Raw genomic sequence first — 24,567 nt, 5'->3', positions numbered from 1 at the left:
CACAACAGCACAAAACTTGTCGCTTTCCGCACGTCGTTATTGAAGGTTCGCCGAATGTGCACGCTGTCCTCCATCCTCTCTTCGAACATCCCCTCATTGAACTCTCCGGAAATTCCGGAAGGTTGCAGATTTTGCATCTGCCGATTCCGACTATGCCAACTTAATCAAGCGCAGCAGAGGCTGGCGGACGAAACGGTCGATGAGACAGACAAGCAAGACGAATGCCAGCGAGAACACGACTTCGACGAGGAACCAACCGGCCAGCCAACCCACGGAAGCCGACATGCCGCCAATCGCGAAAGCGCTGGTGGCGCGCGCGGAGAACGGGTCGGCGAAGTGGCTTTGCACGGCAATCCATGAATAATAGGTGAGCGCCTGCACGATGTAGAAGCCCAGGATCCCCGAAGCAAGCGCCTCGACAGCGTGGCGGCAGAAGGCTCTTATATTGATCCAGAATGGTTTTCCCTTGCCGCCATTGCGACTCAGTATGGCCCCATCTCGCCCTGTAACATTGCCCGGCGTAGATTTCGCGCCATCCATTACGCCATCCGATTTCACGTCGCCATTCGACGAAGATTCAGAACCGAGCTTGGCATCAGACAAGCTGCGCTTTGGCCCTTTCGCACTGGGGCAAGCAGCACACATCAGCGAGCACACTGCGAGCAGGAACGAAATGGCCGAAGTCGATTTGAACGAGAGCACCATCAGCAGGCCATAATGACCACCGAAAGCTGCGAAAGCGACAATGCAACCAACTGCAAGAATGACGACGGCCAGCGCGATCGCCCAGAAGCGCCGGGTCAGCCAGAACGGGGCTCCGGTCTCGTTGGAACCTTGATTTTCTTGTCCATCTGTGAAATCCGGATTCGAATATGCAACCGAACTATTCATGCCAGCAAATGTATTACCTTCAAGCAAATCATGGGAACCATCACCGCTACTCGCGTTTCGTGCGTTTCGGGCGGCCGACGCCCCATTGCCATACCAACGCCGCCACGCGCAACCCAAGGCACCCGCGCAAATGTAAGAGGCGAGATAGGTGACGGCGCTCATCTGTTTGCGCCAGTCCAGGACGCTCAGCGAATCGAAGAAGTTCCTGCCGCTTATCGCCACGTCGACGTTAAGGCCGTATATCACCGCCAGCGCGGCTACCAAAATCGCAACACACCATTTTTTGCGGCAACGCTCGATGCACCAGCCGATGAACGGCGCAAGTAATACAAACAGGACGTATAGCCAGACGAATTCCAGGCTGTAGATCACGTCCCGCAAGCCGCCCACCGCCTGGATGGGCACGATCCAGCGGTTGACGATGACCAATACCACCACGTAGAACACGACAGCAGCAAGTATTTTCGCAATGCGGAGCATGGTGGGTTTCCACTCATCGCGCGCAAAACCCTTACGGTGCGAACGCTCGGCAAGGCGCGGGACCAGGAAAAACGCCGAAATCATGAAAAAGATGTGGTTGCCCCAAGCCCCGAGGAACATCAGCATCGAGATCAGCCAGACCACCGCAGGCGTCGACGAGATGATGGCGAGGAACGTCGGGGCCGCACCGGCTTGGGCAGCGGCGGCGAGGGCGTGCGGACCCGCGACCACGATCTGGTCGAACATGAGCAGAAACGTGTGGAACACCGCGATGCCGACGATGGCCAACAGCCGCAACAGCTCGACCGCGAAAATCCTTGGGTGGCGACGCGCAGGACGACTCGTTGACTGGGAGACGGAAAGACTAGAGGATGTCATCACGGCCTTCGCGGTCGAGGTAGGCGACCATGTCCTTGACCTCCTGGCTGCGGGCGCGCGGGGCGATCAGCAGGGCGTCGGGGGTGTCGGCGACGACCATATCATTGACACCGAGCAGGGCGATAGTGCGGTCAGATAGCGGCATCACCACGTCGCCAGCGCTGTCGAGGCTCACGACCTTGTCGCTATCGCCCAGGATCTTGATGTTGCGGGCGCCGGTACTGGGCAGGAGCGCCGCCACGGAATTGAAGTCACCGATGTCGTCCCAGCCGAAATCACCGGGGACCATCGCCACGCCGCCGGCCACGCTCAGCGGCTCGGCCACCGCGTAGTCGAACGCAATCTTCTCGATGCCTGGCCAGTAGGTCGCCATCGCCTCGTCGATCGCGTCGCTGTCGGTATCGGTTGCGTTCGTCTCATCGCCATCCCCGACAGCGCAAACATCATCGATCGCATCATCGCCGTCGTTGGCGTTACGGCCTTCTCCAGCTTTTCCGCTCCGGTTGTCGACGTTGCAAGATTTGTCGACGTCATCGTGTTCTTCGGCATTTTCCCGATTTTCGGTGTTGGGAACACCACCTGCAACGCCCGCAATCTCTTGCGCCGCATACTTGGCCGCCGCGATCTCGGCGTTGCCGGCAATGCCAGCGCCACCGGCACTTTCCCCAGCGCCAGCGCCACCGTCTACTGCCATATAGGCGTCGGCGATATGCGAGATGGCGTCATACATTTCTGGCTTGTATTCGCGCAAATGGTCGAGCAGCACGTCGGCGCGCATGACGAACATGCCTGCGTTCCAACGATATTCGCCGGTGGAAAGGTAGGCCTGGGCCGTAGCGGAATCAGGCTTTTCCACGAAACGTTCCACCAAGCGGGCACTGGGCGCCCCGGGAATCTCGCCACCAAGCGACCGGCCCTGATGGATGTAGCCGAAGGCCGTGGACGGGCGCGAAGCCGCGATGCCGATGGTGGTGACGTATCCGGCGCGCGCCGCCGCCACCGCCTGTCGCACCGCGTCGGCGAACGAGTCCTTGCCGCGAATGACATGGTCGGCCGCAAACGACCCCACGACGATGTGTTCTCCATGACGACGGACGAGGATGGCCGTGGCCAGCGCGATGGCCGCCGTCGAATCGCGCGGAACCGGCTCGGCGAAAATGTTGGATTCCTTGAGCTCCGGCAGCTGCGCCTCAATCGCCGCGACATGCCGCCAGCCCGTGCTCACGACGATGCGTTCAGGCCCCGCAAGCCGCGCAAGCCGATCGAATGTGGACTGGATCAGCGTCCGCCCACTGCCCATCAGGTCGTAGAGAAACTTCGGCCTTGCCCCGCGGCTGAGCGGCCAAAGCCTCGAACCGGTGCCGCCGGCGGGGATGATGGCGTAAAAATCCTCGAAGCCGTCGCTCGGCGTCGAAACATCCGGCATTGCATCTTCCAAATTGCCCATCTCTTTTCGTCCGATTCCAGCTTGCCTGTTCCTTATCGTTCCTTATATATTGTCGCGCGTCCCGTTGTCATTGTGCCCATACGGCCACTGCCAAGCCCGAGGCGACAACACTGTATACCTTATTATCTTTATGAATCATTATCTGTATGGATCCGCAAAAGTCTTAGACATTCCTGAACGCAATCGGAATCCGATTATTGGCCCGGCTTTCAACGAATCCGTCAAGCCGGTGAACACGCACGGCGGAACCAGCGTTTCGCGCATGCGCCTCCAAGACACGTCCGGCGCACCGACGTGGACAAAACGCGAAACATCCAGTAGTATTGTTGTTTTGTGCGCGGGTGGTGCATACCGTCCGGGCATTGCCGCTTTAGCTCAGTTGGTAGAGCGTCTCACTCGTAATGAGAAGGTCGACAGTTCGATTCTGTCAAGCGGCTCTTTAGTTTTCCGGTTTCTTTTTTTATTTGAGTTCGCTTTATCTGCATTTATGCGCTGCAAAACAATTGAAATTCTGCATAAGCCTTATTCCAAAAAGAAATCGGCACCACGACTTTGCCTGCCGCAGCACCGATTCTTTGACCAAATAAATAATTGGAAAACTAACGTTGAAAAGACTCAACAATCAGTTTCCTGTTGTTTCGACATCCGCCCACACCTTTTAAGGATTCGATAACTATTCTTTCGCGGTTTCGTCATCGGCCCAGACCTTCTTGGCGCGATTGAACGCGGACCAGGCCTTGGGCCAGCCGACGTAGAACGCGAGGTGCGTGATTTCGGCAGCGATCTCGTCCTTGGTGATGCCGTTCGCTTTGCCGATGTTGAAATGCGCGTCCATCTGCTCGGTGGCTCCCATCGCGATAATCGCGGCGATGGTGATCATCGAACGGTCGTGCGCGGAAAGCTCGCCCTCGCGGCTCCACACCTCGCCGAAGAGCACATCGTCGTTCAAATGCGCGAATTGCGGTGCGAACTCGCCCAATTGCTCATGTCCCGCTGTCTGTTTCTTAGCCATTTTCGGTTCCTTTCACACGTTGTCTATTACGACATCGTCATCGAAACCAAGCCTAAAGACTTCAAGCACTTGAAGTCAAAATGACGCTTCAGCTGGGCGAAATCGCAAAACTGCGACGAAAAGCACGAAAATGGACCTTAAATCGTGCTTTTCGTCGCAGTTACGCCACTGGCGCTTACTTGCTCTCGGCAGCGATGGCCTCGCGCTCGGTCGTAGCGTTCGGGAGGAAGAACGACGCGGCGAGGCCGATGACGGCGAAGATGACCATGAGGATGAAGCCCCAGTTGTAGCCGATGGCTTGGGCTGCGGCTTTGTCTGCGGAGGCTTGGGAAGTCGCGGCCAAGGAAATGACGAGCATCGCGAGCGCCGTGCCCAGAGAGCCGCCGACCTGACGGACGGTGGATGAAGCCGCATTGGCATGGGCAGTGAGGCGGGCGGAACTCAGGTTGATACCGGCTGTGAACGTGGTCATCATCGTGAAGGAGATGCCGACCATGCGCAGCGCGTAGCACAGGCCGATCACGAACAGGCTTGTTTTCGCGCTGAACCAGAGCATCGGCACCGAGCCGATCAGGAGCATCAGGAAGCCGAACAGCGAAAGCTTCTTGATGCCGAGCTTGTCGTAGAGCGTGCCGGAAATCGGGTTGCAGATCACCATGACCAAAGCGCCGGGCATCATCACCAGTCCGCTGGTGAGCGCCGATTCGCCGCGTGTGGTTTGCAGGTAAAGCGGCAGCACCAGTTCGATGCCGACCATGGCGATGTTGCTGATGGTGCTCAACAGCGTGCAGAGGTTGAAGCGGGCGTTGCCGAAGACATGGATGTCGAGCAGCGGTTTGGAGAGCTTCAGCTGGCGGACGCAGAACAGCGCCATGATGACCACGCCGATGATGAACAGCACCGCAAGCGTCAGCGTGATACGCCCGGTGTTGCCGACTTCGGACAGCGCATAGAGAATGAGGCCAAAACCAAAAATGGACTCGGCGAAGGAGATGACATCGATCGTGCTGTGGTGCGGCGAGGTGAGGTTGCGCACCAGCGGAACGGCGAGAATCGCGGTAACGGCACTGGCGATGGCGAGGATGATGAAGAGCATCTTCCAGCTGGAGACTTTGAGGATGAGGCCGGAAATGGTGGGGCCGACCGCCGGGCCGAAACCGATGACCAGACCGGTGATGCCCATGGCCATACCGCGCTTCTCTGGCGGGAACATCATCAGGATGACGTTCTGGATGAACGGCATCAGTCCGCCGGCGGCGATGGCCTCGATGATACGGCCCGCAAGCAGCACCCAGAAGTTCGGCGCGAAGATGCAGACAACTGAGCCGACGAAAAAGACGGCCATCAGCGTGACGAACGTGGTGCGCAGATTAAAGGACTCGAACACCCACGCGGACATCGGAATCATCAGCCCGACCACCAGCAGATAAGCGGTCGTCAGCCATTGCGCGGTTGCCTGGCTGACGGAGAACGCGCCCATGATCGTGGGCAACGCGTTGTTCAGAAACGTCTCGGCCATCAACGCCGTGAACGAGCCGAGCAGCAATACCGCCATCATCAGGCCCCGCTGCCGTGAAGTGATCGATGAAGTGAAACCACCGCCTTCCTGCCCGGATTCAGGCTGTGAGGTCGCTGCCTGCTGCCGCCCGCCTTTCTGCTTTGCGGTTTGCTGATCTACCATTGATAACCTTCCTTATTTATAGCAAGCTACAGTTTGGATATATAAAAACTAATTCTTTAAAAACGTGATTACTCTTCAGAAAAGTTGGCGACAATCCGTTTAAGCGCCGCAACCAATTTCTTTTGCTCGGTACGACCCAAACCGTCGATAATTTTCCCGTTAATCTGTTTCATCACGCCATGGATATCGTCGATATGCGCGTCCATCAACCGCTGCCCTTCGGCGGTGAGCTCAAGCAGGATCTGCCGCCGGTCGCTTTCCAGCTGAGAAGTCTTGATAAGCCCCGCACTTTCCAAACGCTTGACGATGCCGCGAATCGTGGGATGGCTCAGCACGAACCGGTCGGCAATCTCGCGCTGGGTGACGCTATGCCCATGAGCATCGTGCAGATACACCATCAGCGTGATCTGCGGCCCAGTGAGGCTATACCCCTCAAACATCGAAGCAACGCGGTTGTTAAGCTCCTTCTCGATCAGGGTATTCGCCACCTTGATCAGCGGCCCCAAGCTGTCGCCCCCAGTCGCGTCGAACTTCGCCTCATCCATATCCATAGCTTGCTACACTAATTCCCTCTCCCGACTTATCCTCAGGCGTATGTTTTGACTTCAAGTGCTTGAAGTCAATAGAGTGAAGGCATGAGCACTCAGACTTGGCATTCGATCGGCGAGGCGTCGCTGTATTGCGGGCTGCCGGAAAGCACGTTGCGCTATTACGAGGACGTCGGCATCATTGCGCCGATCGCCCGCGATCCGGAAAGCGGACATCGCGCCTACACCGATGATGACCTGCAGGCGTTGCTGATTATTTCTTGCCTCTCCGCGACCGGCATGCCGTTGGCCAAGATGAAGGAGTACATGGCCAATCGCAAGCGTGGTCGTGAAGGCGCACCGACGGAGATCGACTTGCTATGCGACCAGAAGCGCCGGCTCAACGAGGAGCGACGATTCCTGATGGCCCGCGAGGAATACGTCAATCTCAAAATCCAGTATTGGCAGGCGGTTTCAGATGGTGACGACGCGAAGGCCACCAAATTTGGCGCTCAGGCGGAAGAGAAGGTCAAGCAACTCAGCCATTGGCACGATGACCAAAATGGCAAAACGAAAACAGCCACAGATTCGAATCCGCTGAAACTTGCGCAACCGGTGTGTCCACACGCCAAAGCAGAAAACGTACACGCATGAAGCGGATACGGCGGAACCTCTCATTCGACATCAATAAACGCAATAAGTTACGACAGCATCGTAAGTAATCATCAAACGCTAGAAAGAAGCCAATATGGAACGCACCGCTTTAGGAGATTCCGGCGTCGAAATCTCACCGATGTTCATCGGCGGCATGTCCTTCGGCAAGCCAGACCCGGAACAACACGTCTGGACCATCGACCAGGAAGGCACGCAGGAAGTCATCGCGCAGGCGCTCGAGCTCGGCGTCAACGCCATCGACACCGCCAACTGCTACGCGCGTGGCACCAGCGAGGAATACATCGGCCAGGCGCTAAAGAATCTCAAAGTCCCGCGCGATCAGGTCGTGCTCGCGAGCAAAGTCTATTTCAATGAGGGCCATTCCTCAGCCAAAGCCATCAAGCGCGAGATCGAAGGCAGCCTGAAGCGCCTGCAGACCGATTATCTTGACCTTTATATCCTGCACCGCTTCGACTACACAACCCCGATGGAAGAAACCATGCAGGCTCTCGACGATCTGGTACGCGCCGGCAAGGTCTGTGCCATCGGCGCCAGCGAGATGTTCGGCTACCAGTACCACAACCTGCAGGTCATCGCCGAAGAGAACGGCTGGACGAAACTCTCGACGCTGCAATGCCACTACAACCTCATCTACCGCGAGGACGAACGCGAGCTCATCCCCGTCGCCCGCCAATATAACGCGGTTCCGACGCCTTACAGCCCGCTGGCTTCGGGCCACCTCACGCACAAATCCTGGGATTCGGATTCCAAGCGCGCCAGCACCGACAAGGTCATCCACAACAAGTATGACAACGCGCGCCAAGCCGACCAGCCCATCATCGACCGCGTGGCAGAACTCGCCGAAAAGCGCGGCGTGAGCATGGCGCAGATCGCGTTGGCATGGCATTGGACGCACGGCCCGATCGCCCCGATCGTCGGTTGCAGCTCCCCCAAGCGCGTCGACCAGGCCGTCGCGGCGATGGACATCAAGCTGAGCCCCGACGAGGTCGATTACCTCGAAGCCCCCTACACCACCCACGAATTGGTCGGCCCGCTGGCCCGCCCAGGCGAAAAGCCGTTGGCCGGCACCACCACTCCGCCAGAGACCAAGTAAGCCCAAGAAACTAACAGTTATAATCCAAACCCTTCAACCCACTGGCCAAGCGCCGACTCGCTGACATCAGCGGTGAAGCGCCGCCCCGTCTTCCACGTGGCCTTGGGCGCGGAATCGTGCAGATGCTCGCCGCTCGCGCCGTCCACGCTCCCACTGGAAGTGGCGAACGGTACGATGGTCTTGCCCGAGAAGTCCTGGCTCTCCAGGAACGTGCGCACGATCTGCGGCGCGACGCCGTACCAAATCGGGTAGCCCACAAACACCACGTCGTAATCACCGACATTGATGGCCTTGGCCATCTGCGGCCGGGCGTCGACCGCATGCTCCACGCTCGCCCGGCTTTTCTCGTCGTCCGCCTTGAGATCAGAGGCGATATAGGGCATGGACGGCAAGATCTCCCTGACATCGGTGCCAACGACCTTCGCCAGCTTTTGCGCGACCTCGCGCGTGTTCCCCGTCGCGGAAAAATACGTTACCAGTGTTTTACGAGCCATGTTGACCTCTTTTGTCTGATGCTTCCACACCGCCCATATTCTAAGTTCGGACCTCTACGAAACCAAAGACCAGAGGCTTGAGAATCGGAGACCCAAACGGCGCCACACGGCAAAGTACACACAAACCTACAAGCAAAAGTGCGCGCAAAGGGACTCGAACCCTCACGAACAAAGTCACAGGAACCTAAATCCTGCGCGTCTACCAATTCCGCCATGCGCGCGTAACGCCCTTAATCTATCAGACCCGTCGCACAACGTGGAACTCATGACACCACCACGAAACCAACAGCACTGCATATACAAGAGCGTCCCGCTTGGCTCTGATGCCGATGACAGCGGTGGCTTTAATCCATTTAGTCGGTGTCAAGACGAAGGAATTCAACCCAGCTTCTTTTCTGAACCCCTCGAATTCGCGGGGTTCAAATTCAATCACGGATGGTGCCACTTTTTCGTACGCCAAGACCCAACCCCTTCGTTCACAAACCCGACGCAAGCCCGTCCTCGCACTAAGGTTCATGCTTCAATCGTCGATGCATATCCTTTTCGTAATTACGACTATTTATTTATAGTAATTCAATAATTACTATCATAATATAAACATCCTGTATATGGTTTCATGAGACACTCGGATGACGTTTGTACAACACCGTTGGTATGCTGGAACCGTAATCGGCAGATAGGGCGCCCGTCCACCGTAGGCTTTGGCGTCCCCGAAGGGCATACAGAAGGTTTGGAGTCATGGGAGTCATCCGCAGCATCGTCGCGTTGGTCGCGTGCATTACAACAATGGCATCGATCAACCCCCCCCGCAACTGTATGACAAAATAGCAAACCCCACCTCATCCACCGCCACAGCCCCGTCAGACCCTGTTCCGCCGCACCATCAGTCCACACCTCCCGTCGGTTCCGCGCGGCATTCCGATTCCCCGCAAACCTCCCCATCCCCGCACGCTTCCAAATCATCACACGACTCCAGCGCCCCGCGCAGTCCGCACGCCTCCCACGCAACCCGATCCCGTCAGGCGCGTCCCATCTCACAAACCGTCGCCAACCCGTCCGGTGACGCATCCTCAACCCCGTCGCCGCAATCCGATCCGGAGTCCCCGTCCAGCCAGCCGCAGGTCGGCCCGCAGGCCTCCTGCACCCCTCGCGGCTGGGCGAGCATGAGCACACCCGACACCAGCGGCCGCGTCTCCTACGTGTCCGGCAGGGACCCCAACCCCGTGCAATGGCGCGTCGACGGCAACTGCGTCCTCCACCTCACCGGCGGCACCACACCATACTGGGCCAACTACACCAAGATCCCGTGGTATTCAATCGCCCTCACCCTGGCGGGGGTCAGCGTGGAGGGCAACCTCACCATCACCAGCCCAACCATGTTCACCCATTGCCCGAACGTGACGTCATTCACCGTGCAACCCGGCGCACACATCCACCTCGCCAACCAAGGCGGGATGGGCTTGTTCCAGGGATGTGCGAAGCTGACGACACTGGACCTCAGTAGCTTCGACACCACCAACGCCACCAGCACGGGCTGGATGTTCGCCTTCTGTTCGGGGCTGACAACACTCGACCTCAGCAACCTCGACACCACCAACACCACCGAAATGGGCGACATGTTCGCCTACAGTCCGGGGCTAAGGACACTCGACCTCAGCAACTTCAACACCACCAACGTCCGCGGCATGAGAGGCATGTTCTACAACTGTTCGGGGCTGACAACACTCGACCTCAGCAACTTCAACACCACCAACACCCGCGACATGGGCCAAATGTTCCAGAACTGTTCGGGGTTGCGTCGCGTGGCGTTGGGGGCGCACACCCGCATCCCCACCACCAGCGGCGGGGATTCCACGTATTTCCCCGGCAGCTACCCGGTGTCGACGTGGGTGAAGGTGGACGCCCTCGTCAGCGACCCCTACGCCTACACGCCGTCCACACCCGCCTGGACCGGCACCACCAGCCAACTGCAAACCCAAGCCGCCGGCACCAGCCCCCAGGGCGTCTACGTCGACAAGACCCTCATCCCCACCGGCGTCAAGCTGCTCGCGGACGCCAACGGCGGCGCCATGCCCGCCAACTGGTCCGACCACGTCGACACCAACCTGGCCGCCAAGACGCTCAGCATGCCCAACGCCAGCATCACCGGCAACAAGCCCGGCAGCCTCCTGGCCGGCTGGAACACCTGCAAGGACCCCGCCAGCAGCGCCAGCTGCACCGCCTACACAACCTCCAGCACCATCCATGTCGCACAGGGCGACTCCTGGCCCGCCCGCACCATCAGGCTCTACGCCCAATGGACACCCCTGGACGCGCCCAAGGCCAACACGCCCACGGTCACCGTGCCCGCCAGCGGCGACCCCACCATCAGCGTGGACATCACCAACCCCTCCACCTATTACAACGGCGAGAAACTCTACGCCACCACCCACAAACCCGAAACCTGGACCAACCTCACCAACTACACCGCCAGCGGAAGCGGCGGCACCACCACCTGGACCGGACTGGCCGCCAGCGCCTTCCAGACCAGCATGGGCGACACCTACACCGTCGAAACCTACGCCACCATGACCGACCCGGCCACCACCCGCACCGTCAGCGCCATCCCCAGCACCGCCGACGGCAGCAAGCTGAGCGGCATCCTCCCCTACGCCAAGGTGAGCTTCGACGCGAACGGAGGCAGCGGCGCACCCACCGGCACCCTGTCCGGGCTGGCCGACAGCACCACCAACAAGACCCAGCTGAAGATACCCACCAGCACCATACCCACCGGCAAGACCGACCCCGGACAATCCTCCAGCCATCTGGCGTTCACCGGCTGGAACACCACCAACTCGGCCACCAGCCCGGACACCGACTACAACCCCGGGCAGACCATCACCAACATCGGCACCAAGACCCTCTACGCCGTCTGGAAGACCGTGGCCGCACCCACCGGGCTCACGGCCACGCGCCTCACGGCCGGCAACCGCATCCAGGTCACCGGCTCCAGCACCCCATGGGCCAGCGCGGACACGGTGACCGTGTGCGCCAAACGCACGGGCTCGCCCGAGACCGCGTGGAAGTGTGCCACCACCGGCGACACCGACAGCCAATGGGCGGCAAGCTCCAGCGCCTGGGACGGCGCCACCACCCACACGTGGACGGTCACCATCCCCCACGACTTCACCATCGACCCCATAGGCGCCTACGACATCAAAGCCACACTCAACACCAAAGGCCCATGGAACGCCACCAACACCGCCACCTCGCTTGATGCCACCGCCAGCCCCCAGATCGGCGGCACACTTTCCTCGCTCCCCCTGACCGGCGGCCAACCGCAACGCCTCGCCACGCTCCTGGCCGGCGGGCTCGGCATGACGCTCCTCCTGCTCGCCGCCGCCAACGGCCTACGGGAGCAACGGCGCAAGCACGCCCGCCACAGCAGATAAACCAAAGACTTGCGGGACACCCAAACGGCAGGCCCACACCAGACGCGCGGACAGGCGGCACCACCCACGCCAAGACAATGAAAGACTTCCCGCCTGGATCTAACACCCCCGGACGGGAACAACCAACCGGGTGCCGACGCGGCTACAAACCCAAACCAACCCCGCGCCGACACCCACCTACTTCGTATGACAACGATAATCCATCGATACCCGCCAAATTAATCCTACAAATCCTGCGCCATCAGGTAATCGGTCTGCTTGTCGTCGCCTTGCCAGAAATCGTGCTGGCCGACGCGAACGAAGCCCTTGCCGGCGTAGAAACGCTTGGCCGGTTCGTTGTGCTCCCAGACGCCGAGCCAGACCTTGTGCAAACCGCGTTCACGGGCCGTATCCAGCGCAAGATTCATCAACTGGGTGCCAAGGCCGCAGCCCTTGAACGCCTTCTGGATATACAGCCGCTGGACCTCCATCGCATTAGGCCCCATATCCTCGATTTGCGCGTCACCGAAATTCAGTTTCATATAGCCCGCAGGTATTTCAGCGGAAATTGCAGTTTCGGAAAACTTACCGGGATCTGTAGAATTTACGGAATTGACCGTATTGGCGGGATCATCTGGATATTTAACGGAATTCCGGGATTTGCCGGCATTTGCGGAATCAAGCAAGTCTCCGGCGTCACCAACTCCTCGACCAATCCCCACCCTGGCTTTCGTTTGCGCGCCCGACGGCATCAAGATGACGAAAAACACCGAATCGGGATTGGCCAGTTCTTTACGCAAAACCGGCTCGGCATAGGTCTCCTCGAGATATTTCTCCATATCCTCGTCCGAGCTCGTCCCGTCGAAGGTGTCGACGTATGTCTCCACGCTCAGCCGATGCAGCATCGCCGCGTCGTCAACGCCGCAACGCCTGATCGTCCCCGAAACACGCGAATTTACATTTGTCGATCTCTCCACTATCAAAATCTTTCCTTTACCTGTATTTAGCTCTTGCATACCTGTACAATAATAAATATCCGAAACGTTACTCTCAATCTATACAAGTCATCTTCGTCCATTTTTCAATTCGGATGTTTCTTCGCACTTCACTGTCCAATATTTGAACTAATGGCTTCTCTGATACTGACTTATCTAACGATGAGAATAAACTTGAATGATGAGTTTGTTTTTACTCGTAATGCTTTTGAATGAAATGTAATGTCTCGTTCAAAGTTGACTATAATTAAATAAGTATCCTGATAACGGCTTAAGTCGTGTATCAGGCATTTCTTTTACTGCTCTGCGCAATTACGGTAGGGCGGTATCGGCACAATGCCGATTAGAAATGATTGTACGTGAACACAGTTCTTTCATGTACATGTACCAGCCGCATGGCTAACACATAAGAACTGACGTAATACAGAGGTTAAACAGCATGACTCGTATGGGACCGCTTGATTCATCGGTGATAGCCGCAATTAATGATCCACGCCTTAAACAGGTGAAATTGACAAGAGCTAATCTAGACGCCTTTTTTAAAAACGTTGGTGCCGATACAAAGAAACGACAGAAAGAATTAGAAAGAGGATTTGACCCTATGCGCTCAGCTCATAGCCGTAATTGAAATAGACTAGTGAAATTTATGACTTATCTTTTTTATTTAATGATAATTTCGTTCTAATAAAAATCTGCTGAGTCAAGAAATAAGTGCTGGCCGATGACAAAGCATGTTATTGGCCAGCACTTCATATAAGTGAGCCACACGGAAATTGTTGGTGTATGAGTATAGATAACTTTTATAACACAGTTAAGGACCTTATATGCTTGAAGGAGAGGAAAACCTTGTCAATCCAGATTTCATCGGACTCGATTCTCTCGACGAAGACGAAGACGAGTACTGGAATAGCAAGCTTCATCGATTTTTTCAACAACACCTTCCAGCCGTTGAATTCCTCTGGAAACTAGAAACCGGGATGGGGAAATACGGTGATTCGAGTTCCCAACCAACTTGGCTTTGCCAGAAACATCGAACAATAGATCTTTCACAACCTGACAAACAGCTAGAAACATGGACCTTCGAAATCGACTGGGATTGTTTGAGTAAATTGGCAATAGCTAGTGGAATAAATTTTCAACCAGGCCAATACTTACCTTTGCCGATATTGAAAATTCGACGCTTTGTACCTACAGAATATAAATGTACCAGTCATCCAGAAGTATATTTATCACATCGTCATACTAATGACCGGTTTGCAACGATGATAACAATTCGAGCTATTTGTGGCGATAATTACAACGATCGGACTTTACAAGACTGCTATCTAACAGCTCGAAATACATATAACTATGGCTGCAGTCGGAGTCAACCATTATTCAGTAGATTTCAAAAGCTAACGCTAACAAAATCAATGCAGCAGCAAGCCAGTGATACAGGAAAATTTTGGGCTGCTTATAAAGATTATCTATCTATTAAGGATCTGACTGATGATGAGATTTCAACGATAGCGCCAAACATACTCGAACTTCACAGCATTGTTCAAGATTTTGTAGAAGATTATCCTGTACTTGCATATATAAAAGCAAAACAATCGGGACATGAATCTTATACCTTTACCGTCAACCGTTATGCACCGAGATGGTCATTACGTCGAAATGTCATACTTAGCTTTAAAGATTGGTGGAGAAACGATGCAAAGAATATTCGTCTCAATGAGCACCATCTCACGTGGCTCCCTTTGCAGTTACTATATTTTTGCAAATGTCTGGTGCGGGTTCTTCTAACTTTATGCCGATTCAAAGAGTTCACACTAAACAGACAATGGCTTCGGCAATCATCGTTCCTTGAGTTGGACTTTGCTAGTGATTGTCGGCCTGCTGCAATTTCAGATTGGCATCTTAATGGGCAACGTAGTCTACTGAGTGGTGATGTGCTCTTTTCTCCCATGAGTTCTAGGAACGAGGGGGAAGAGGATAAAGGACAAAATCGACATACAACTTATGACGACGCACGTCTTCTAGGATTCGTCATTCCAAAATTACGCGTTGTAGTCCCTATTGTCTTCTTTATTGTATTTGAAGCATTATTGATGACAAGTTTCTTGCATATTCTGTCGCACCCGGTTGATGCGAGTGGCATTCATCTTTTTCAAACCGCTTTAATTGCGCAATTCGCCTTGGCGTTCATAGTTCCAAACCTAAAAGAAAGTCCTATGGTCACCAACCTTCTGATGCTCCCTCGTTTTGGAGTACCCATACTAGCAATAGCAACAAATGCGGGAATGATGTTTGCCTCATTCCGTAGGCAAAACATTCAGGCAACTACAGTTGATATCAAAAATATCGTGTGGAATATACAAGTGCCGCAAGCATCTATGACAATCATCAATCACCCAATTATTTCACCCAAAATCTCATTTAACATAACCATGAACCAGCTATGGGTTATTGGTTTTGTTACAATGCTCCTGATTATAGTTTGGCTTGCATTATATACATGGCTACGAATTATGACGTATGCCTGGTTCCCGAAAATTCGTGAAGCCTTAAGGAGGTTTTCTGGAATAGAACCTATTTGGGATCCCTTACGCGAAATACTCGACCTATTAGGTGCATCATCACACATAGATAAATTGTTGTTGGAAGCCAATACTCTTCAGGATACATAGTATGATTAGTGCAGTGCTGAATACAGTTTTACCACTTTATAAAAAGAAACTTCATGCAGCTTGAATTTATTTCGTTTTTGCTCATTACTCAATACGAATACTGAAGTCAATAATGCATCGAAGTAGAGCGGCCAATCAGTAATATTGTTATGCATAAGAAAGAGAACCAAGTCCATGTCAGCACTCATTCAACCGGCAACGCTGCTGCTCATCATTGCGCTGGGTTACCTGTTCAAGCGGACCAGCATTCTGGGGCCGAAGGACTACCGCGTGGTGCAGGTGCTTGAGTTCGACATCATCCTTCCGGGCGCGATCATCTATTCCTTCGCCACGAACCCGCACCAACTCAACCTTTTGCTGCTTTCCTGCTTCTCGTTTTTCGCCGCGCTCATCCCTCCGTTGCTGATTTTCATCGCCACGCGCCATCGCCCCGTCGCCGACCGCGCCTTCCTGATGCTCAACGGCAGCGGATTCAACGTGGGCTGCTTCTGCTTCCCGATGGTCCAGGCGTTCCTCGGCCCGGCGGCGTTGGTCCCCGCCGCGATGTTCGACATCGGCAATGACATCATGGTGGCCGCCGGCACGAACGTGATGACGCAGAACCTGCTGCACATCGCCCCCGGCAAGACGCTGGCCGAACAGCACGCCGGCGACGCGCCCACCCTGCCGCGCATCAAGGCGACCGACCGCGACGCCCGCAGGCTTCAGCGCCGGGCGCTCATCCGCAACGTCGTCAAGGGGTTCGTCACCTCGCCGGCGTTCGACACTTACGTATTGATGATCATCCTCATGCTTTTCGACTTCCACTACCCGACGTGGATCGCGCAGGTCTCGCAGCCCTTCTCGGCGGCCAACGCGTTCTGCTCGATGGTGATGGTTGGCATGCTGACCGACCTGCCCGGCTCGAGGCGCGACCTCAAATTCGTGGCCGAGGTCATGGCCTGGCGCCTGCCGTTCGGAATCATCTTCGCAATGCTCGCTTGGTTCGTCCTACCGTTTAGCCCGCTGATCCGCGAGACCGTCGTGATGTGCTGCCTCGCGCCGACGGCCATCTTCTCGACGATGTTCACCGACAAGGTCCTCGGCAACGCCAAGCTCGCCGGTTTCATCCTCTGCATCACCGCCGTGGTCGGCACGATCCTGATGACCGTCGCCCACTTCCTCATTCACATGTGAGAGTGTTGACCAAATTTCTCATTCCAGCCAACTCAGGAAACGAAAATACGCCAACTCATCCATTGAAATCACGCTAACTCGGTAAATGAAAATCGTCCAACTTAGATAATAAAATTGAGCCAACTTAGGAAATAAAAACCTGCCAACTCGGTAGGTAAAAATACGCCAACTCAGGAACTGGCGGTCTAAAACCGTTGTGTGAAAGGAGTTATCGAATGCTTGATTACTTTCCCCGTATCTATGACAAACTACTAAAAAATCAGCTCGAAGCAACTGGCGCGGTCTTGGTGCAAGGCGCAAAATGGTGCGGCAAAACCACAACTTGCGAACAAATCGCGAAAAGTACTGTATATATGGCAGACCCAGAATCGCGCGAGCAAAACCTTATTTTAGCGGACGCCCAACCATCGATGCTGCTGAAGGGCGAGACACCACGTCTCATCGACGAGTGGCAGACCGCGCCAAAGCTGTGGGACGCGGTTCGCTTCGAGGTTGACAAGCGCGACCAATTCGGCCAGTTCATACTTACCGGTTCAAGTGTACCGCCCAATAACGCATCAATGCTTCATACTGGAACCGGGCGAATCTCACGATTGCGCATGCGCCCGATGAGCCTTTACGAATCCAAAGACTCCAGCGGAAGAGTATCGTTGCGGAATTTATTCGCAGGAGAGGAATTACCTGTCGCAAAAGCGGGGGCGACCATCGAAAAACTTGCCTTCTTGCTTTGCCGAGGAGGTTGGCCTAAAGCCATCGGGCAACCCGAGCGCATGGCCTTGCGACAGGCTCGCAACTATGTGGACGCTGTGGCCGATTCCGACATCTCCCGCGTGGACGACACACAACGCGACCCGCAGCTGGCGCGACGATTATTGCGCTCCTATGCACGTATGGAATCGTCCCAAACTCCAACTTCGCAAATAGCGGACGATCTGCGAGGCAATGGCACGGCACCCAACGACAAAACGGTCCAATCCTATATCACCGCATTGCAACGTATCTTCGTTATCGAGGATATGCCGGCATGGAACCCGAACCTTAGAAGCAAAACAGCCATCCGAACCACAGAGACACGCCATTTCGTGGATCCTTCCATCGCGGCTGCGGCAATGGGTGTAGGGCCGCAGGGTGCGATAAAAGACCTACGAACATTCGGGTTGTGGTTCGAGAGCCTCTGCGTGCGTGATTTACGGATTTACGCCGACGCGCTTGATGGCGAAGTATTCCATTTCCGCGACAAAAGCGGCTTGGAATGCGATGCGGTACTCCATTTACGCGACGGACGATATGGGCTCATTGAAATCAAACTTGGCGGCGACAAATTAGTGGACGAAGGGGCCAAGAATCTATTGACACTTTCAGAAAAGCTCGACACAACGAAAATGCAAAAGCCCAGTTTTCTTATGGTGCTGACCGGAACGGGACAATTGAGCTATACCCGGCCAGACGGAGTCATGGTAGCTCCAATCATCACCTTGAAAGATTGAAATTCAAAAGACAAGGCAAAGATGATCGATGGCCTTCTTAGATTCACGGAATTTATGCACTTACGGAATTAAGCATCAAACGATCCGCTGTTTTTTGCGCCTTCGTTGTCTTCCAAATCTGCCATTGGCATTGCGGGCGCTACAGGCAACGCGAACGTCAATACCGGATTCGTCACAATTGTATTACTTCAGTCGATGAGTTCCTTAATCGCCGGAGCAAGCGCGACGAAGGCCTTGTGGCGGTGGGAAATCGCGTTCTTTTCCTCGGCGGTCATTTCGGCGCTCGTAAGCTTTTCACCGTCGCCGTTCAGGCGGCCGGGTTGGTCGTTCGGCACGAAAATGGAATCGTAGCCGAAGCCGTTCTCGCCGCGCGGCTCACGAACAATCTCGCCATGCATCTCGCCGAGTTCGACGGTTTCCGCGGCTTTCGGCGTCGTACCGTTTGGACGCTCCTCGCCGCAATGCTTCGGCACCACCAGCGCCGCCGCGCAGTTGAAGCGCGCTCCGCGTTTGCCATCGGGAATGTCCTCGAGTTGCGCGAGCAACAGAGCGTTGTTGGCCTTGTCGTGGCCGTGGACGCCAGCCCAACGCGCCGAAAGGATGCCAGGAGCCGAGCCGAGTACATCGACAATCAGCCCACTGTCGTCGGCGAGCGCCGGCAGTCCCGTCCGCTTGGCCACGTCCCGCGCCTTGATCAGCGCGTTCTCCTCGAACGTCACGCCGGTCTCGACGGGGTCCGGCAGGTTCATCGAACCGGCGGAAACCAGCTCGACGTGCTGCGCGGCCTTGCCCAGCTCGGCCTCGATGATGGTTCGGATCTCCGGCAGCTTACCTTCGTTATGCGTGGCGACGACGATTTTCATAACGCTTCCTTTTATATTATTTGTCAAAGCAGAGGATTCAGTCCTTGGCGAGCGCCTCGTTCTGCGCGCGCTGGAGTTCCTTGTTACCTTTCTCGGCCAGCTCGAGAAGCACGTTGAGCTCGTCGCGGGTGAATGGGCGGTGCTCGGCGGTGCCCTGGATCTCGATGAACTTGCCGGAGCCGGTCATGGCGACGTTCATGTCGGTCATGGCCTGGCTGTCCTCGATATACGGCAGGTCGAGCATCGACGTACCGTTGATGATACCCACGGAAACCGCGGAAATCTGGTCCTTGATGGCCTTCTCGGCGGAGCGGATGTGCTTGTGCTTCTCGGCCCAGTGCAACGCGTCGACCAGCGCGACGTAAGCACCGGTGACGGAAGCGGTGCGGGTGCCCCCATCAGCCTGTAATACATCGCAGTCCATCTGAATCTGGTTCTCGCCCAGCGCCTTCATGTCGATGACACCGCGCAGGCAACGGCCGACCAAACGGCTGATCTCCTGCGTGCGTCCGCCGACCTTGCCCTTCACGGATTCGCGAGGGGTGCGCTCGGAAGTGGCCCGCGGCAGCATCGCGTATTCGGCGGTGACCCAGCCCAGCCCGGAATCCTTGCGCCAGCGCGGCACGCCGGGCGCGAAGGTCGCGGTGCACATCACGCGAGTGTTGCCGCACTCGATGAGCACGGAGCCTTCCGGCGCATCGGTGAAGTGACGGGTGATCTTGACGGGCCGCAGCTCGTCGACGGCACGCCCGTCCGGGCGCACCACAGTGTTGTTATCCAGTAAATCTTTGATTTCAGCCATACCGCAAACCTACACCATCAGCCAGTCACGTCAGTTGCGCACAGAACCGATCAACGGTTTCTTCGGCAGGATACGGTCGATGAGGAAGATGACCAGCCCCATGATGGCGAAGGCGACGATGCACAGGGCGATGTTGATCCACATCTGGGTCCAGCCGATCTTGTTGACGTCGATGAAGCCATAGGGGTACGGGTTGCCGCCGGCCTCGGGCCCGGAATGAGGCCAAAGATGGGCGCGGATGAGCACGAACGCCAGATAGAACGGGAAGTAGATGAGCCAAGTGAGCACATAATGCCACTTGAAGCGGCGGTGGGCGTCGAAGAGGATGAAATCAATGACCGCGAGAATCGGCACGACCCGGTGCAGGATCTGGTTGGTGACGATGCCGAACACGTACTTCGCCGTAGCCAGGTTGGTAGGCGGCAGAAGCGTCGCGGCCACCACGCCGGTAATCAATATATAGAGTGTCAGAATGCCCTTGAGCCACGCGGGCGGCTGCTTGCCGTCGATCAGGCAGGCGATGCCGGCCCACAACATCACCAAGCCCAGCAGGAAGTTGGTTTCGTAAGTGAAATACACCCAATAGCTGGGCTCGCCCCAGGCCACGCTCGTCCACGCCAGGCACAGGAACGCGATGACGAGGCGGTAGATTCCGACAAAATATTTCATGCACGCCAGTTTATGGACAGCGCGCGAAAACGGCCGAATCTACGGATATTCCAATTCCCGTAAAGGTCAGCCAGCATCCGTAAAACCTGCGGGCGGCAAAAGCGGTACGGGATATCCGACCTCGAAATGTCTACTTATAGTCATTGTTACTATTAATCGCCGTGTCGGGTTAGACTCAAAGTGAAAAGAACGCGGCCGGACCAACCGGCAACGCAATCTCGTGGCCGCGCCGCATACCGGCAACGCAAGGGGCACGGGCGATACACACCTCAGGGAGGCATGTGATGCTGGATTATTCACCGGCTTTGATGACCGATATGTACGAATACACGATGCTGGACGCGGCGCTCAAAGACGGCACCGCGAACCGCAAGTGCGTTTTCGAGGTGTTCACGCGCCATCTGCCGCTCGGCCGGCGTTACGGCGTGGTAGCAGGCAGCGGTCGCATTCTCGACACGCTCGAGCGTTTCCACCTGAATGACGACGACCTGAAGTTCCTCTCCGACCGCAAGATCGTAAGCCCCGAAACCATCAAATGGCTCAAGGACTTCAAGTTCACCGGATCGATCAAGGGTTATCGCGAAGGCGAGATGTTCTTCCCCGACTCCCCCATCCTCGAGGTCGAAGGCACGTTCGGCGAGTGCACACTGCTGGAGACACTACTGCTTTCGATTTTGAATTATGATTCCGCTGTCGCCTCCGCCGCCTCGCGTATGGTCAGCGCAGCGGGCGACCGGCCCTGCATGGATATGGGAGGACGCCGCACCAACGAATGGGCCGCCGTGGCCGCCGCCCGCGCAGCTGTGGTTGGCGGGTTCCAAGGCACTTCGAATCTGCTCGCTGCCCAGCTTTACGGCTTGAAGGCCATCGGCACCTCAGCCCACTGCTTCACCCTCGTTCACGATTCCGAGCGCGACGCCTTCGCCTCGCAGGTCGCCGCGATGAGCGCGAACACCACGCTTCTGGTCGACACGTATGACATCGATGAGGCCATCAAGACGGCCGTGGAAGTGGCCGGCCCGGACCTCGGCTGCGTGCGTATCGATTCCGGCGACCTCGCCGCTCTAGCCCAGCGCGTGCGCAACCAGCTCGACGCCCTCGGCGCCAAGAACACGAAGATCACCGTGACCAACGACCTTGACGAATATGCCCTGGCGTCCCTGCAGTCCGCCCCCGTCGATTCCTACGGCGTCGGCACGATGCTCGTCACCGGCTCCGGTGCCCCGACCTGCGCGATGGTCTACAAGCTCACCGAACGCGAAGGCGACAACGGCGAGATGGTGCCGGTCGCCAAGCATTCCGAGAACAAGGCCACCGTCCCCGGACGCAAACTTGCGTTCCGTTCCTACGAATTCGGCCTTGCGAACGGCGAACACGTCATCTCCGGTTCGGAGGAGAAGCTCGCGCAGTTCAAGCCCGAGAGCGGCTGGAAGGACCTGATGGTCAGCTATATGGACCACGGCGAGGCCAACACACAGTATCAGGGCCACGACGCCATCACCACCGCCCACAAGTATCACGCAGAAGCGTTGGCTGAGCTTCCCATCACCGCGCAATCGCTGATGAAGGGTGATCCGTCGATCCCCACGCAGATCGACGTGCTCTAAGGCCCGAACCAAACAAAGCGTTGAAAGCCGGTCATGATTCAATCTGACGTTATACGCCAAATGAATCACGACCGGCTTTCGCATATCCAGTTAGAATTCGCCGAACACAACATCAAAAAAAAGGCCGTACATACCATTTATTTTTTGGTATATACAACCTCTGAAAACACAACTATGCGCCGTAAAACCAGACTTTACTTGCCTGTCATCTCAGCATAGATGCGCTTGCAATCCGGGCAGACCGGGTACTTCGACGGATCATGCTTGGGCACCCAGATCTTGCCGCACAGCGCCACCACCGGACGTCCCGTGAGCTGAGACTCGCGCATGCGGTCGCGCGAAACGTAATGCGCAAAGCGATCGGCGTCGCCATCATCGGTGCGTTTGGTCTCCTCGTCGGTCTCCGGGCGCTCCAAAACCGCCGTGCCCGCACCGGAATCCGGGTCTTGGGAGGGGTTGCGGAACCCGGCGTCGTCACGCACGACGTCCAGCCCATCGACCAAGTTCAACTTCTCAAAAAAACCAGCCATATCGTCTCCTTAGCCGGTTATCCGGCCAATTGCCAATCATCCCAATACTGCCTATATCATAACGTTGGCCGTTTACCACCGCTGATGATTCACCGCCATTCCTCTCTCGGCATTACATGCCGCCATCCGAGATGATTCGTACGACCAAGGCGATTAAACATATTCGGATATTTCCAATCACTATCGGAACACAAACTTTTCCCCACCCCGCAAGAACCCTTGATAATCCCCCAAAATCAGCGTCAGGCGTTATCCTTGGAATATGACTATCGCAGTGTGCCCGGGTTCGTATGATCCAGTGACGGCAGGGCATTTGGACGTTATCGAACGCAGCGCGCGCATTTTCGAGACGGTACACGTCGTCGTGGCCGTGAACGCCGCGAAAACCCCGATGTTCTCGGAAAGCACCCGAGTGGACGTGATCAAACGGGCCTTGGTCAAGGACGGTTTCCCGAATGTGGTCGTCGCTTCCACCGACGGACTGATCACCGATTACTGCACCAAAGTTGGGGCATCGGTCATCGTCAAGGGCCTGCGGCAGAACGGCGATTACGAGGCCGAGCTTGGCATGGCGCTCGTCAACCGCAAGCTTTCCGGCGTCGAGACCATGTTCCTGCCCGCGAACCCAATCCTTGAGCATATTTCCAGCACCATCGTCAAAGACGTCGCGCGGCACGGAGGCGACGTCACCGGCATGGTGCCCGATTGCGTGGTCGGCATGCTCGCCGAAGCGCTGAAGAAAGAAAAGAGTCAATGATGGCTGACGACAAGAATCTCACCGACGAGGAAGACGACACCCTTTCCAAGGTCATCCCGGTCGACGACCTGACGCCAGGCCACGACGACGATGACACCCAGGCCAGCAGCCGGGCCGACGCCGAGCCTGGCGAGACCGAGCTCGCGGACGAAATGGGCGCGGATACCGACAGCCAAGACAGCACCGACGGCGACGATACCTACGATTCCATCGCGACGAAGTCCGTCAAGCCGCTGTTCACCTCGGCCGCCGACCTTCCCGACCTGCGCGAACGTCATGACGACGCAGGAGCGGCCGACGATGACGACTCCACCGCAACCGATGACTCAGACAACGCCGCGAACAAAAGCCGCGACGAGTTCACCACGGTCTATGACATCATCGACCAGATGAGCGCGTCGGTCGAAGAGACCAAATCGAGCATCTTCACCCCCGGCATGGTGCGCCTCGACCGCGACGAGTTCCTCGACCAGCTCGGCCAGCTCAAAGCCATGCTGCCCGTCCAGCTGGAACGCGCCTCCTCCCTGATGCGTGAGGCCGAACGGCGCCTGCAGAACGCGCAGAGCCAGGCCCAGGCCATCGTCACCAAGGCGCAGAGCCAGGCCGCGCAGATTAGGCAGGACGCCGAGGAGCAGGCGCAAATCCTCGCCGGGCAGGAGCGCGTGGTGGACTTGGCGCAGCAGAAGGCCCGCGTGATCCTGGACGACGCGCAGACCAAATCGACCAAGCTGGTGCAAGGCGCCAACGCCTATTGCGCCGACGTGATGAAATCCTTGAAAGACCAGGTCTCCACGTACGACCGCGATATCCGCAACGGCATCGACGTCATCGACAAGCGCCAGCACGAGGCGGCGCAGCAACTCGCGCAGACCCAGGCCGACGCCGTGGCGAACGGGCAAGCCTCGTCGGACAAAACCAAGTAAT

The 24,567-nt window shown here is 56.6% G+C and carries 21 protein-coding genes and 2 tRNA genes; 11 read left to right on the top strand and 12 right to left on the bottom strand.

Features of this window, described 5'->3' with window-relative positions:
* Positions 1 to 150: 150 nt before the first annotated feature.
* Together OZX73_RS01865 and OZX73_RS01860 are read right to left on the bottom strand one after the other, a co-directional pair.
* Positions 151 to 1,749: an acyltransferase family protein gene (locus OZX73_RS01865; RefSeq protein ID WP_277150114.1), complete on the bottom strand. Its 1,599-nt coding sequence runs from the start codon at positions 1,747 to 1,749 to the stop codon at positions 151 to 153.
* Entirely contained in the window at positions 1,736 to 3,175 is a 1,440-nt protein-coding gene (locus tag OZX73_RS01860; RefSeq protein WP_277150880.1) for a sugar phosphate nucleotidyltransferase, read from the bottom strand. Before OZX73_RS01860 ends, OZX73_RS01865 begins: the two co-directional genes overlap by 14 nt.
* 385 nt (positions 3,176 to 3,560) lie before the next feature.
* Between OZX73_RS01860 and OZX73_RS01855 the strand changes: the two genes are divergently transcribed.
* Positions 3,561 to 3,633, top strand: a tRNA-Thr gene (locus OZX73_RS01855).
* 236 nt (positions 3,634 to 3,869) lie between these two features.
* On the opposite strand, the gene OZX73_RS01850 is transcribed toward OZX73_RS01855, so the two are convergent.
* The 3 genes from OZX73_RS01850 to OZX73_RS01840 all read right to left on the bottom strand — a co-directional run bounded on the left by OZX73_RS01850 (position 3,870) and on the right by OZX73_RS01840 (position 6,434).
* Complete coding sequence (locus OZX73_RS01850) at positions 3,870 to 4,208, bottom strand: carboxymuconolactone decarboxylase family protein (RefSeq protein ID WP_277150112.1); 339 nt, start codon at positions 4,206 to 4,208, stop codon at positions 3,870 to 3,872.
* Between the two features lie 175 nt (positions 4,209 to 4,383).
* A complete protein-coding gene (locus OZX73_RS01845) occupies positions 4,384 to 5,889 on the bottom strand; it encodes an MDR family MFS transporter (protein WP_277150110.1) in 1,506 nt (501 codons plus the stop codon).
* Between the two features lie 68 nt (positions 5,890 to 5,957).
* Positions 5,958 to 6,434: a MarR family winged helix-turn-helix transcriptional regulator gene (locus OZX73_RS01840; RefSeq protein WP_277150108.1), complete on the bottom strand. Its 477-nt coding sequence runs from the start codon at positions 6,432 to 6,434 to the stop codon at positions 5,958 to 5,960.
* 90 nt (positions 6,435 to 6,524) lie between these two features.
* Between OZX73_RS01840 and OZX73_RS01835 the strand changes: the two genes are divergently transcribed.
* Together OZX73_RS01835 and OZX73_RS01830 are read left to right on the top strand one after the other, a co-directional pair.
* The gene (locus OZX73_RS01835; protein WP_277150106.1) at positions 6,525 to 7,070 is read left to right on the top strand and encodes a MerR family transcriptional regulator; all 546 of its coding nucleotides are present in this window, start codon (positions 6,525 to 6,527) and stop codon (positions 7,068 to 7,070) included.
* A gap of 94 nt (positions 7,071 to 7,164) precedes the next feature.
* The gene (locus tag OZX73_RS01830; RefSeq protein WP_277150104.1) at positions 7,165 to 8,184 is read left to right on the top strand and encodes an aldo/keto reductase; all 1,020 of its coding nucleotides are present in this window, start codon (positions 7,165 to 7,167) and stop codon (positions 8,182 to 8,184) included.
* A 17-nt stretch (positions 8,185 to 8,201) separates the two neighbouring features.
* Here OZX73_RS01830 and OZX73_RS01825 read toward each other — a convergent pair whose 3' ends face one another.
* Entirely contained in the window at positions 8,202 to 8,678 is a 477-nt protein-coding gene (locus tag OZX73_RS01825) for a flavodoxin (RefSeq protein WP_277150102.1), read from the bottom strand.
* Between the two features lie 139 nt (positions 8,679 to 8,817).
* Positions 8,818 to 8,899, bottom strand: a tRNA-Leu gene (locus tag OZX73_RS01820).
* 552 nt (positions 8,900 to 9,451) lie between these two features.
* Between OZX73_RS01820 and OZX73_RS01815 the strand changes: the two genes are divergently transcribed.
* Entirely contained in the window at positions 9,452 to 12,109 is a 2,658-nt protein-coding gene (locus tag OZX73_RS01815) for a BspA family leucine-rich repeat surface protein (protein WP_277150100.1), read from the top strand.
* 224 nt (positions 12,110 to 12,333) lie between these two features.
* On the opposite strand, the gene OZX73_RS01810 is transcribed toward OZX73_RS01815, so the two are convergent.
* Entirely contained in the window at positions 12,334 to 13,104 is a 771-nt protein-coding gene (locus OZX73_RS01810; protein WP_277150098.1) for a GNAT family N-acetyltransferase, read from the bottom strand.
* Between the two features lie 427 nt (positions 13,105 to 13,531).
* Between OZX73_RS01810 and OZX73_RS01805 the strand changes: the two genes are divergently transcribed.
* The 4 genes from OZX73_RS01805 to OZX73_RS01790 all read left to right on the top strand — a co-directional run bounded on the left by OZX73_RS01805 (position 13,532) and on the right by OZX73_RS01790 (position 18,415).
* Positions 13,532 to 13,711: a hypothetical protein gene (locus OZX73_RS01805; RefSeq protein ID WP_277150096.1), complete on the top strand. Its 180-nt coding sequence runs from the start codon at positions 13,532 to 13,534 to the stop codon at positions 13,709 to 13,711.
* A gap of 196 nt (positions 13,712 to 13,907) precedes the next feature.
* Positions 13,908 to 15,752, top strand: coding sequence for a hypothetical protein (locus OZX73_RS01800; RefSeq protein WP_277150094.1), 1,845 nt, complete (start codon positions 13,908 to 13,910; stop codon positions 15,750 to 15,752).
* Between the two features lie 174 nt (positions 15,753 to 15,926).
* Positions 15,927 to 16,928 carry an AEC family transporter gene (locus tag OZX73_RS01795; RefSeq protein ID WP_277150092.1) on the top strand — a complete coding sequence of 334 codons (1,002 nt, stop codon included), beginning with the start codon at positions 15,927 to 15,929 and terminating at the stop codon, positions 16,926 to 16,928.
* Between the two features lie 215 nt (positions 16,929 to 17,143).
* Positions 17,144 to 18,415: a DUF4143 domain-containing protein gene (locus OZX73_RS01790; RefSeq protein ID WP_277150090.1), complete on the top strand. Its 1,272-nt coding sequence runs from the start codon at positions 17,144 to 17,146 to the stop codon at positions 18,413 to 18,415.
* A 188-nt stretch (positions 18,416 to 18,603) separates the two neighbouring features.
* Here OZX73_RS01790 and rdgB read toward each other — a convergent pair whose 3' ends face one another.
* The 3 genes from rdgB to OZX73_RS01775 are packed head-to-tail and all read right to left on the bottom strand — an operon-like array spanning position 18,604 to position 20,749.
* Positions 18,604 to 19,278 carry an RdgB/HAM1 family non-canonical purine NTP pyrophosphatase gene (rdgB, locus tag OZX73_RS01785; RefSeq protein ID WP_277150088.1) on the bottom strand — a complete coding sequence of 225 codons (675 nt, stop codon included), beginning with the start codon at positions 19,276 to 19,278 and terminating at the stop codon, positions 18,604 to 18,606.
* A 37-nt stretch (positions 19,279 to 19,315) separates the two neighbouring features.
* Entirely contained in the window at positions 19,316 to 20,080 is a 765-nt protein-coding gene (gene rph, locus OZX73_RS01780; protein WP_277150086.1) for a ribonuclease PH, read from the bottom strand.
* Between the two features lie 30 nt (positions 20,081 to 20,110).
* Positions 20,111 to 20,749 (bottom strand): Pr6Pr family membrane protein, encoded by a 639-nt coding sequence (locus tag OZX73_RS01775; RefSeq protein WP_277150084.1) that lies wholly within the window; start codon positions 20,747 to 20,749, stop codon positions 20,111 to 20,113.
* A 284-nt stretch (positions 20,750 to 21,033) separates the two neighbouring features.
* On the opposite strand from OZX73_RS01775, the gene OZX73_RS01770 reads away from it, so the two are divergent.
* A complete protein-coding gene (locus OZX73_RS01770; protein WP_277150082.1) occupies positions 21,034 to 22,356 on the top strand; it encodes a nicotinate phosphoribosyltransferase in 1,323 nt (440 codons plus the stop codon).
* A 194-nt stretch (positions 22,357 to 22,550) separates the two neighbouring features.
* On the opposite strand, the gene OZX73_RS01765 is transcribed toward OZX73_RS01770, so the two are convergent.
* Positions 22,551 to 22,886, bottom strand: a complete 336-nt coding sequence (locus OZX73_RS01765; RefSeq protein WP_277150079.1) for a DUF3039 domain-containing protein — start codon at positions 22,884 to 22,886, stop codon at positions 22,551 to 22,553.
* A gap of 262 nt (positions 22,887 to 23,148) precedes the next feature.
* Between OZX73_RS01765 and coaD the strand changes: the two genes are divergently transcribed.
* Both coaD and OZX73_RS01755 read left to right on the top strand, forming a co-directional pair.
* Entirely contained in the window at positions 23,149 to 23,643 is a 495-nt protein-coding gene (coaD, locus tag OZX73_RS01760; RefSeq protein WP_277150077.1) for a pantetheine-phosphate adenylyltransferase, read from the top strand.
* A complete protein-coding gene (locus tag OZX73_RS01755) occupies positions 23,640 to 24,566 on the top strand; it encodes a cell division protein (protein ID WP_277150075.1) in 927 nt (308 codons plus the stop codon). Before coaD ends, OZX73_RS01755 begins: the two co-directional genes overlap by 4 nt.
* Position 24,567: the final 1 nt, after the last annotated feature.

Source organism: Bifidobacterium sp. ESL0775 (assembly GCF_029395475.1).
GTDB lineage: Bacteria > Actinomycetota > Actinomycetes > Actinomycetales > Bifidobacteriaceae > Bifidobacterium.
The sequence above is the reverse complement of the archived record's forward strand: the minus strand, read 5'-3'. Positions and strand labels throughout refer to the sequence as shown.

Bases quoted from the DNA above. Each gene is read 5' to 3' on its own strand.
- OZX73_RS01860 (WP_277150880.1), bottom strand. From the start codon at position 3,175: ATGCCGGATGTTTCGACGCCGAGCGACGGCTTCGAGGATTTTTACGCC.
- OZX73_RS01835 (WP_277150106.1), top strand. From the start codon at position 6,525: ATGAGCACTCAGACTTGGCATTCGATCGGCGAGGCGTCGCTGTATTGC.
- OZX73_RS01775 (WP_277150084.1), bottom strand. From the start codon at position 20,749: ATGAAATATTTTGTCGGAATCTACCGCCTCGTCATCGCGTTCCTGTGC.
- OZX73_RS01845 (WP_277150110.1), bottom strand. From the start codon at position 5,889: ATGGTAGATCAGCAAACCGCAAAGCAGAAAGGCGGGCGGCAGCAGGCA.
- OZX73_RS01755 (WP_277150075.1), top strand. From the start codon at position 23,640: ATGATGGCTGACGACAAGAATCTCACCGACGAGGAAGACGACACCCTT.
- rdgB (WP_277150088.1), bottom strand. From the start codon at position 19,278: ATGAAAATCGTCGTCGCCACGCATAACGAAGGTAAGCTGCCGGAGATC.
- coaD (WP_277150077.1), top strand. From the start codon at position 23,149: ATGACTATCGCAGTGTGCCCGGGTTCGTATGATCCAGTGACGGCAGGG.
- OZX73_RS01850 (WP_277150112.1), bottom strand. From the start codon at position 4,208: ATGGCTAAGAAACAGACAGCGGGACATGAGCAATTGGGCGAGTTCGCA.
- OZX73_RS01765 (WP_277150079.1), bottom strand. From the start codon at position 22,886: ATGGCTGGTTTTTTTGAGAAGTTGAACTTGGTCGATGGGCTGGACGTC.
- OZX73_RS01810 (WP_277150098.1), bottom strand. From the start codon at position 13,104: ATGCAAGAGCTAAATACAGGTAAAGGAAAGATTTTGATAGTGGAGAGA.
- OZX73_RS01830 (WP_277150104.1), top strand. From the start codon at position 7,165: ATGGAACGCACCGCTTTAGGAGATTCCGGCGTCGAAATCTCACCGATG.
- OZX73_RS01770 (WP_277150082.1), top strand. From the start codon at position 21,034: ATGCTGGATTATTCACCGGCTTTGATGACCGATATGTACGAATACACG.
- OZX73_RS01840 (WP_277150108.1), bottom strand. From the start codon at position 6,434: ATGGATGAGGCGAAGTTCGACGCGACTGGGGGCGACAGCTTGGGGCCG.
- OZX73_RS01790 (WP_277150090.1), top strand. From the start codon at position 17,144: ATGCTTGATTACTTTCCCCGTATCTATGACAAACTACTAAAAAATCAG.
- OZX73_RS01865 (WP_277150114.1), bottom strand. From the start codon at position 1,749: ATGACATCCTCTAGTCTTTCCGTCTCCCAGTCAACGAGTCGTCCTGCG.
- OZX73_RS01795 (WP_277150092.1), top strand. From the start codon at position 15,927: ATGTCAGCACTCATTCAACCGGCAACGCTGCTGCTCATCATTGCGCTG.
- OZX73_RS01825 (WP_277150102.1), bottom strand. From the start codon at position 8,678: ATGGCTCGTAAAACACTGGTAACGTATTTTTCCGCGACGGGGAACACG.
- OZX73_RS01800 (WP_277150094.1), top strand. From the start codon at position 13,908: ATGCTTGAAGGAGAGGAAAACCTTGTCAATCCAGATTTCATCGGACTC.
- OZX73_RS01805 (WP_277150096.1), top strand. From the start codon at position 13,532: ATGGGACCGCTTGATTCATCGGTGATAGCCGCAATTAATGATCCACGC.
- rph (WP_277150086.1), bottom strand. From the start codon at position 20,080: ATGGCTGAAATCAAAGATTTACTGGATAACAACACTGTGGTGCGCCCG.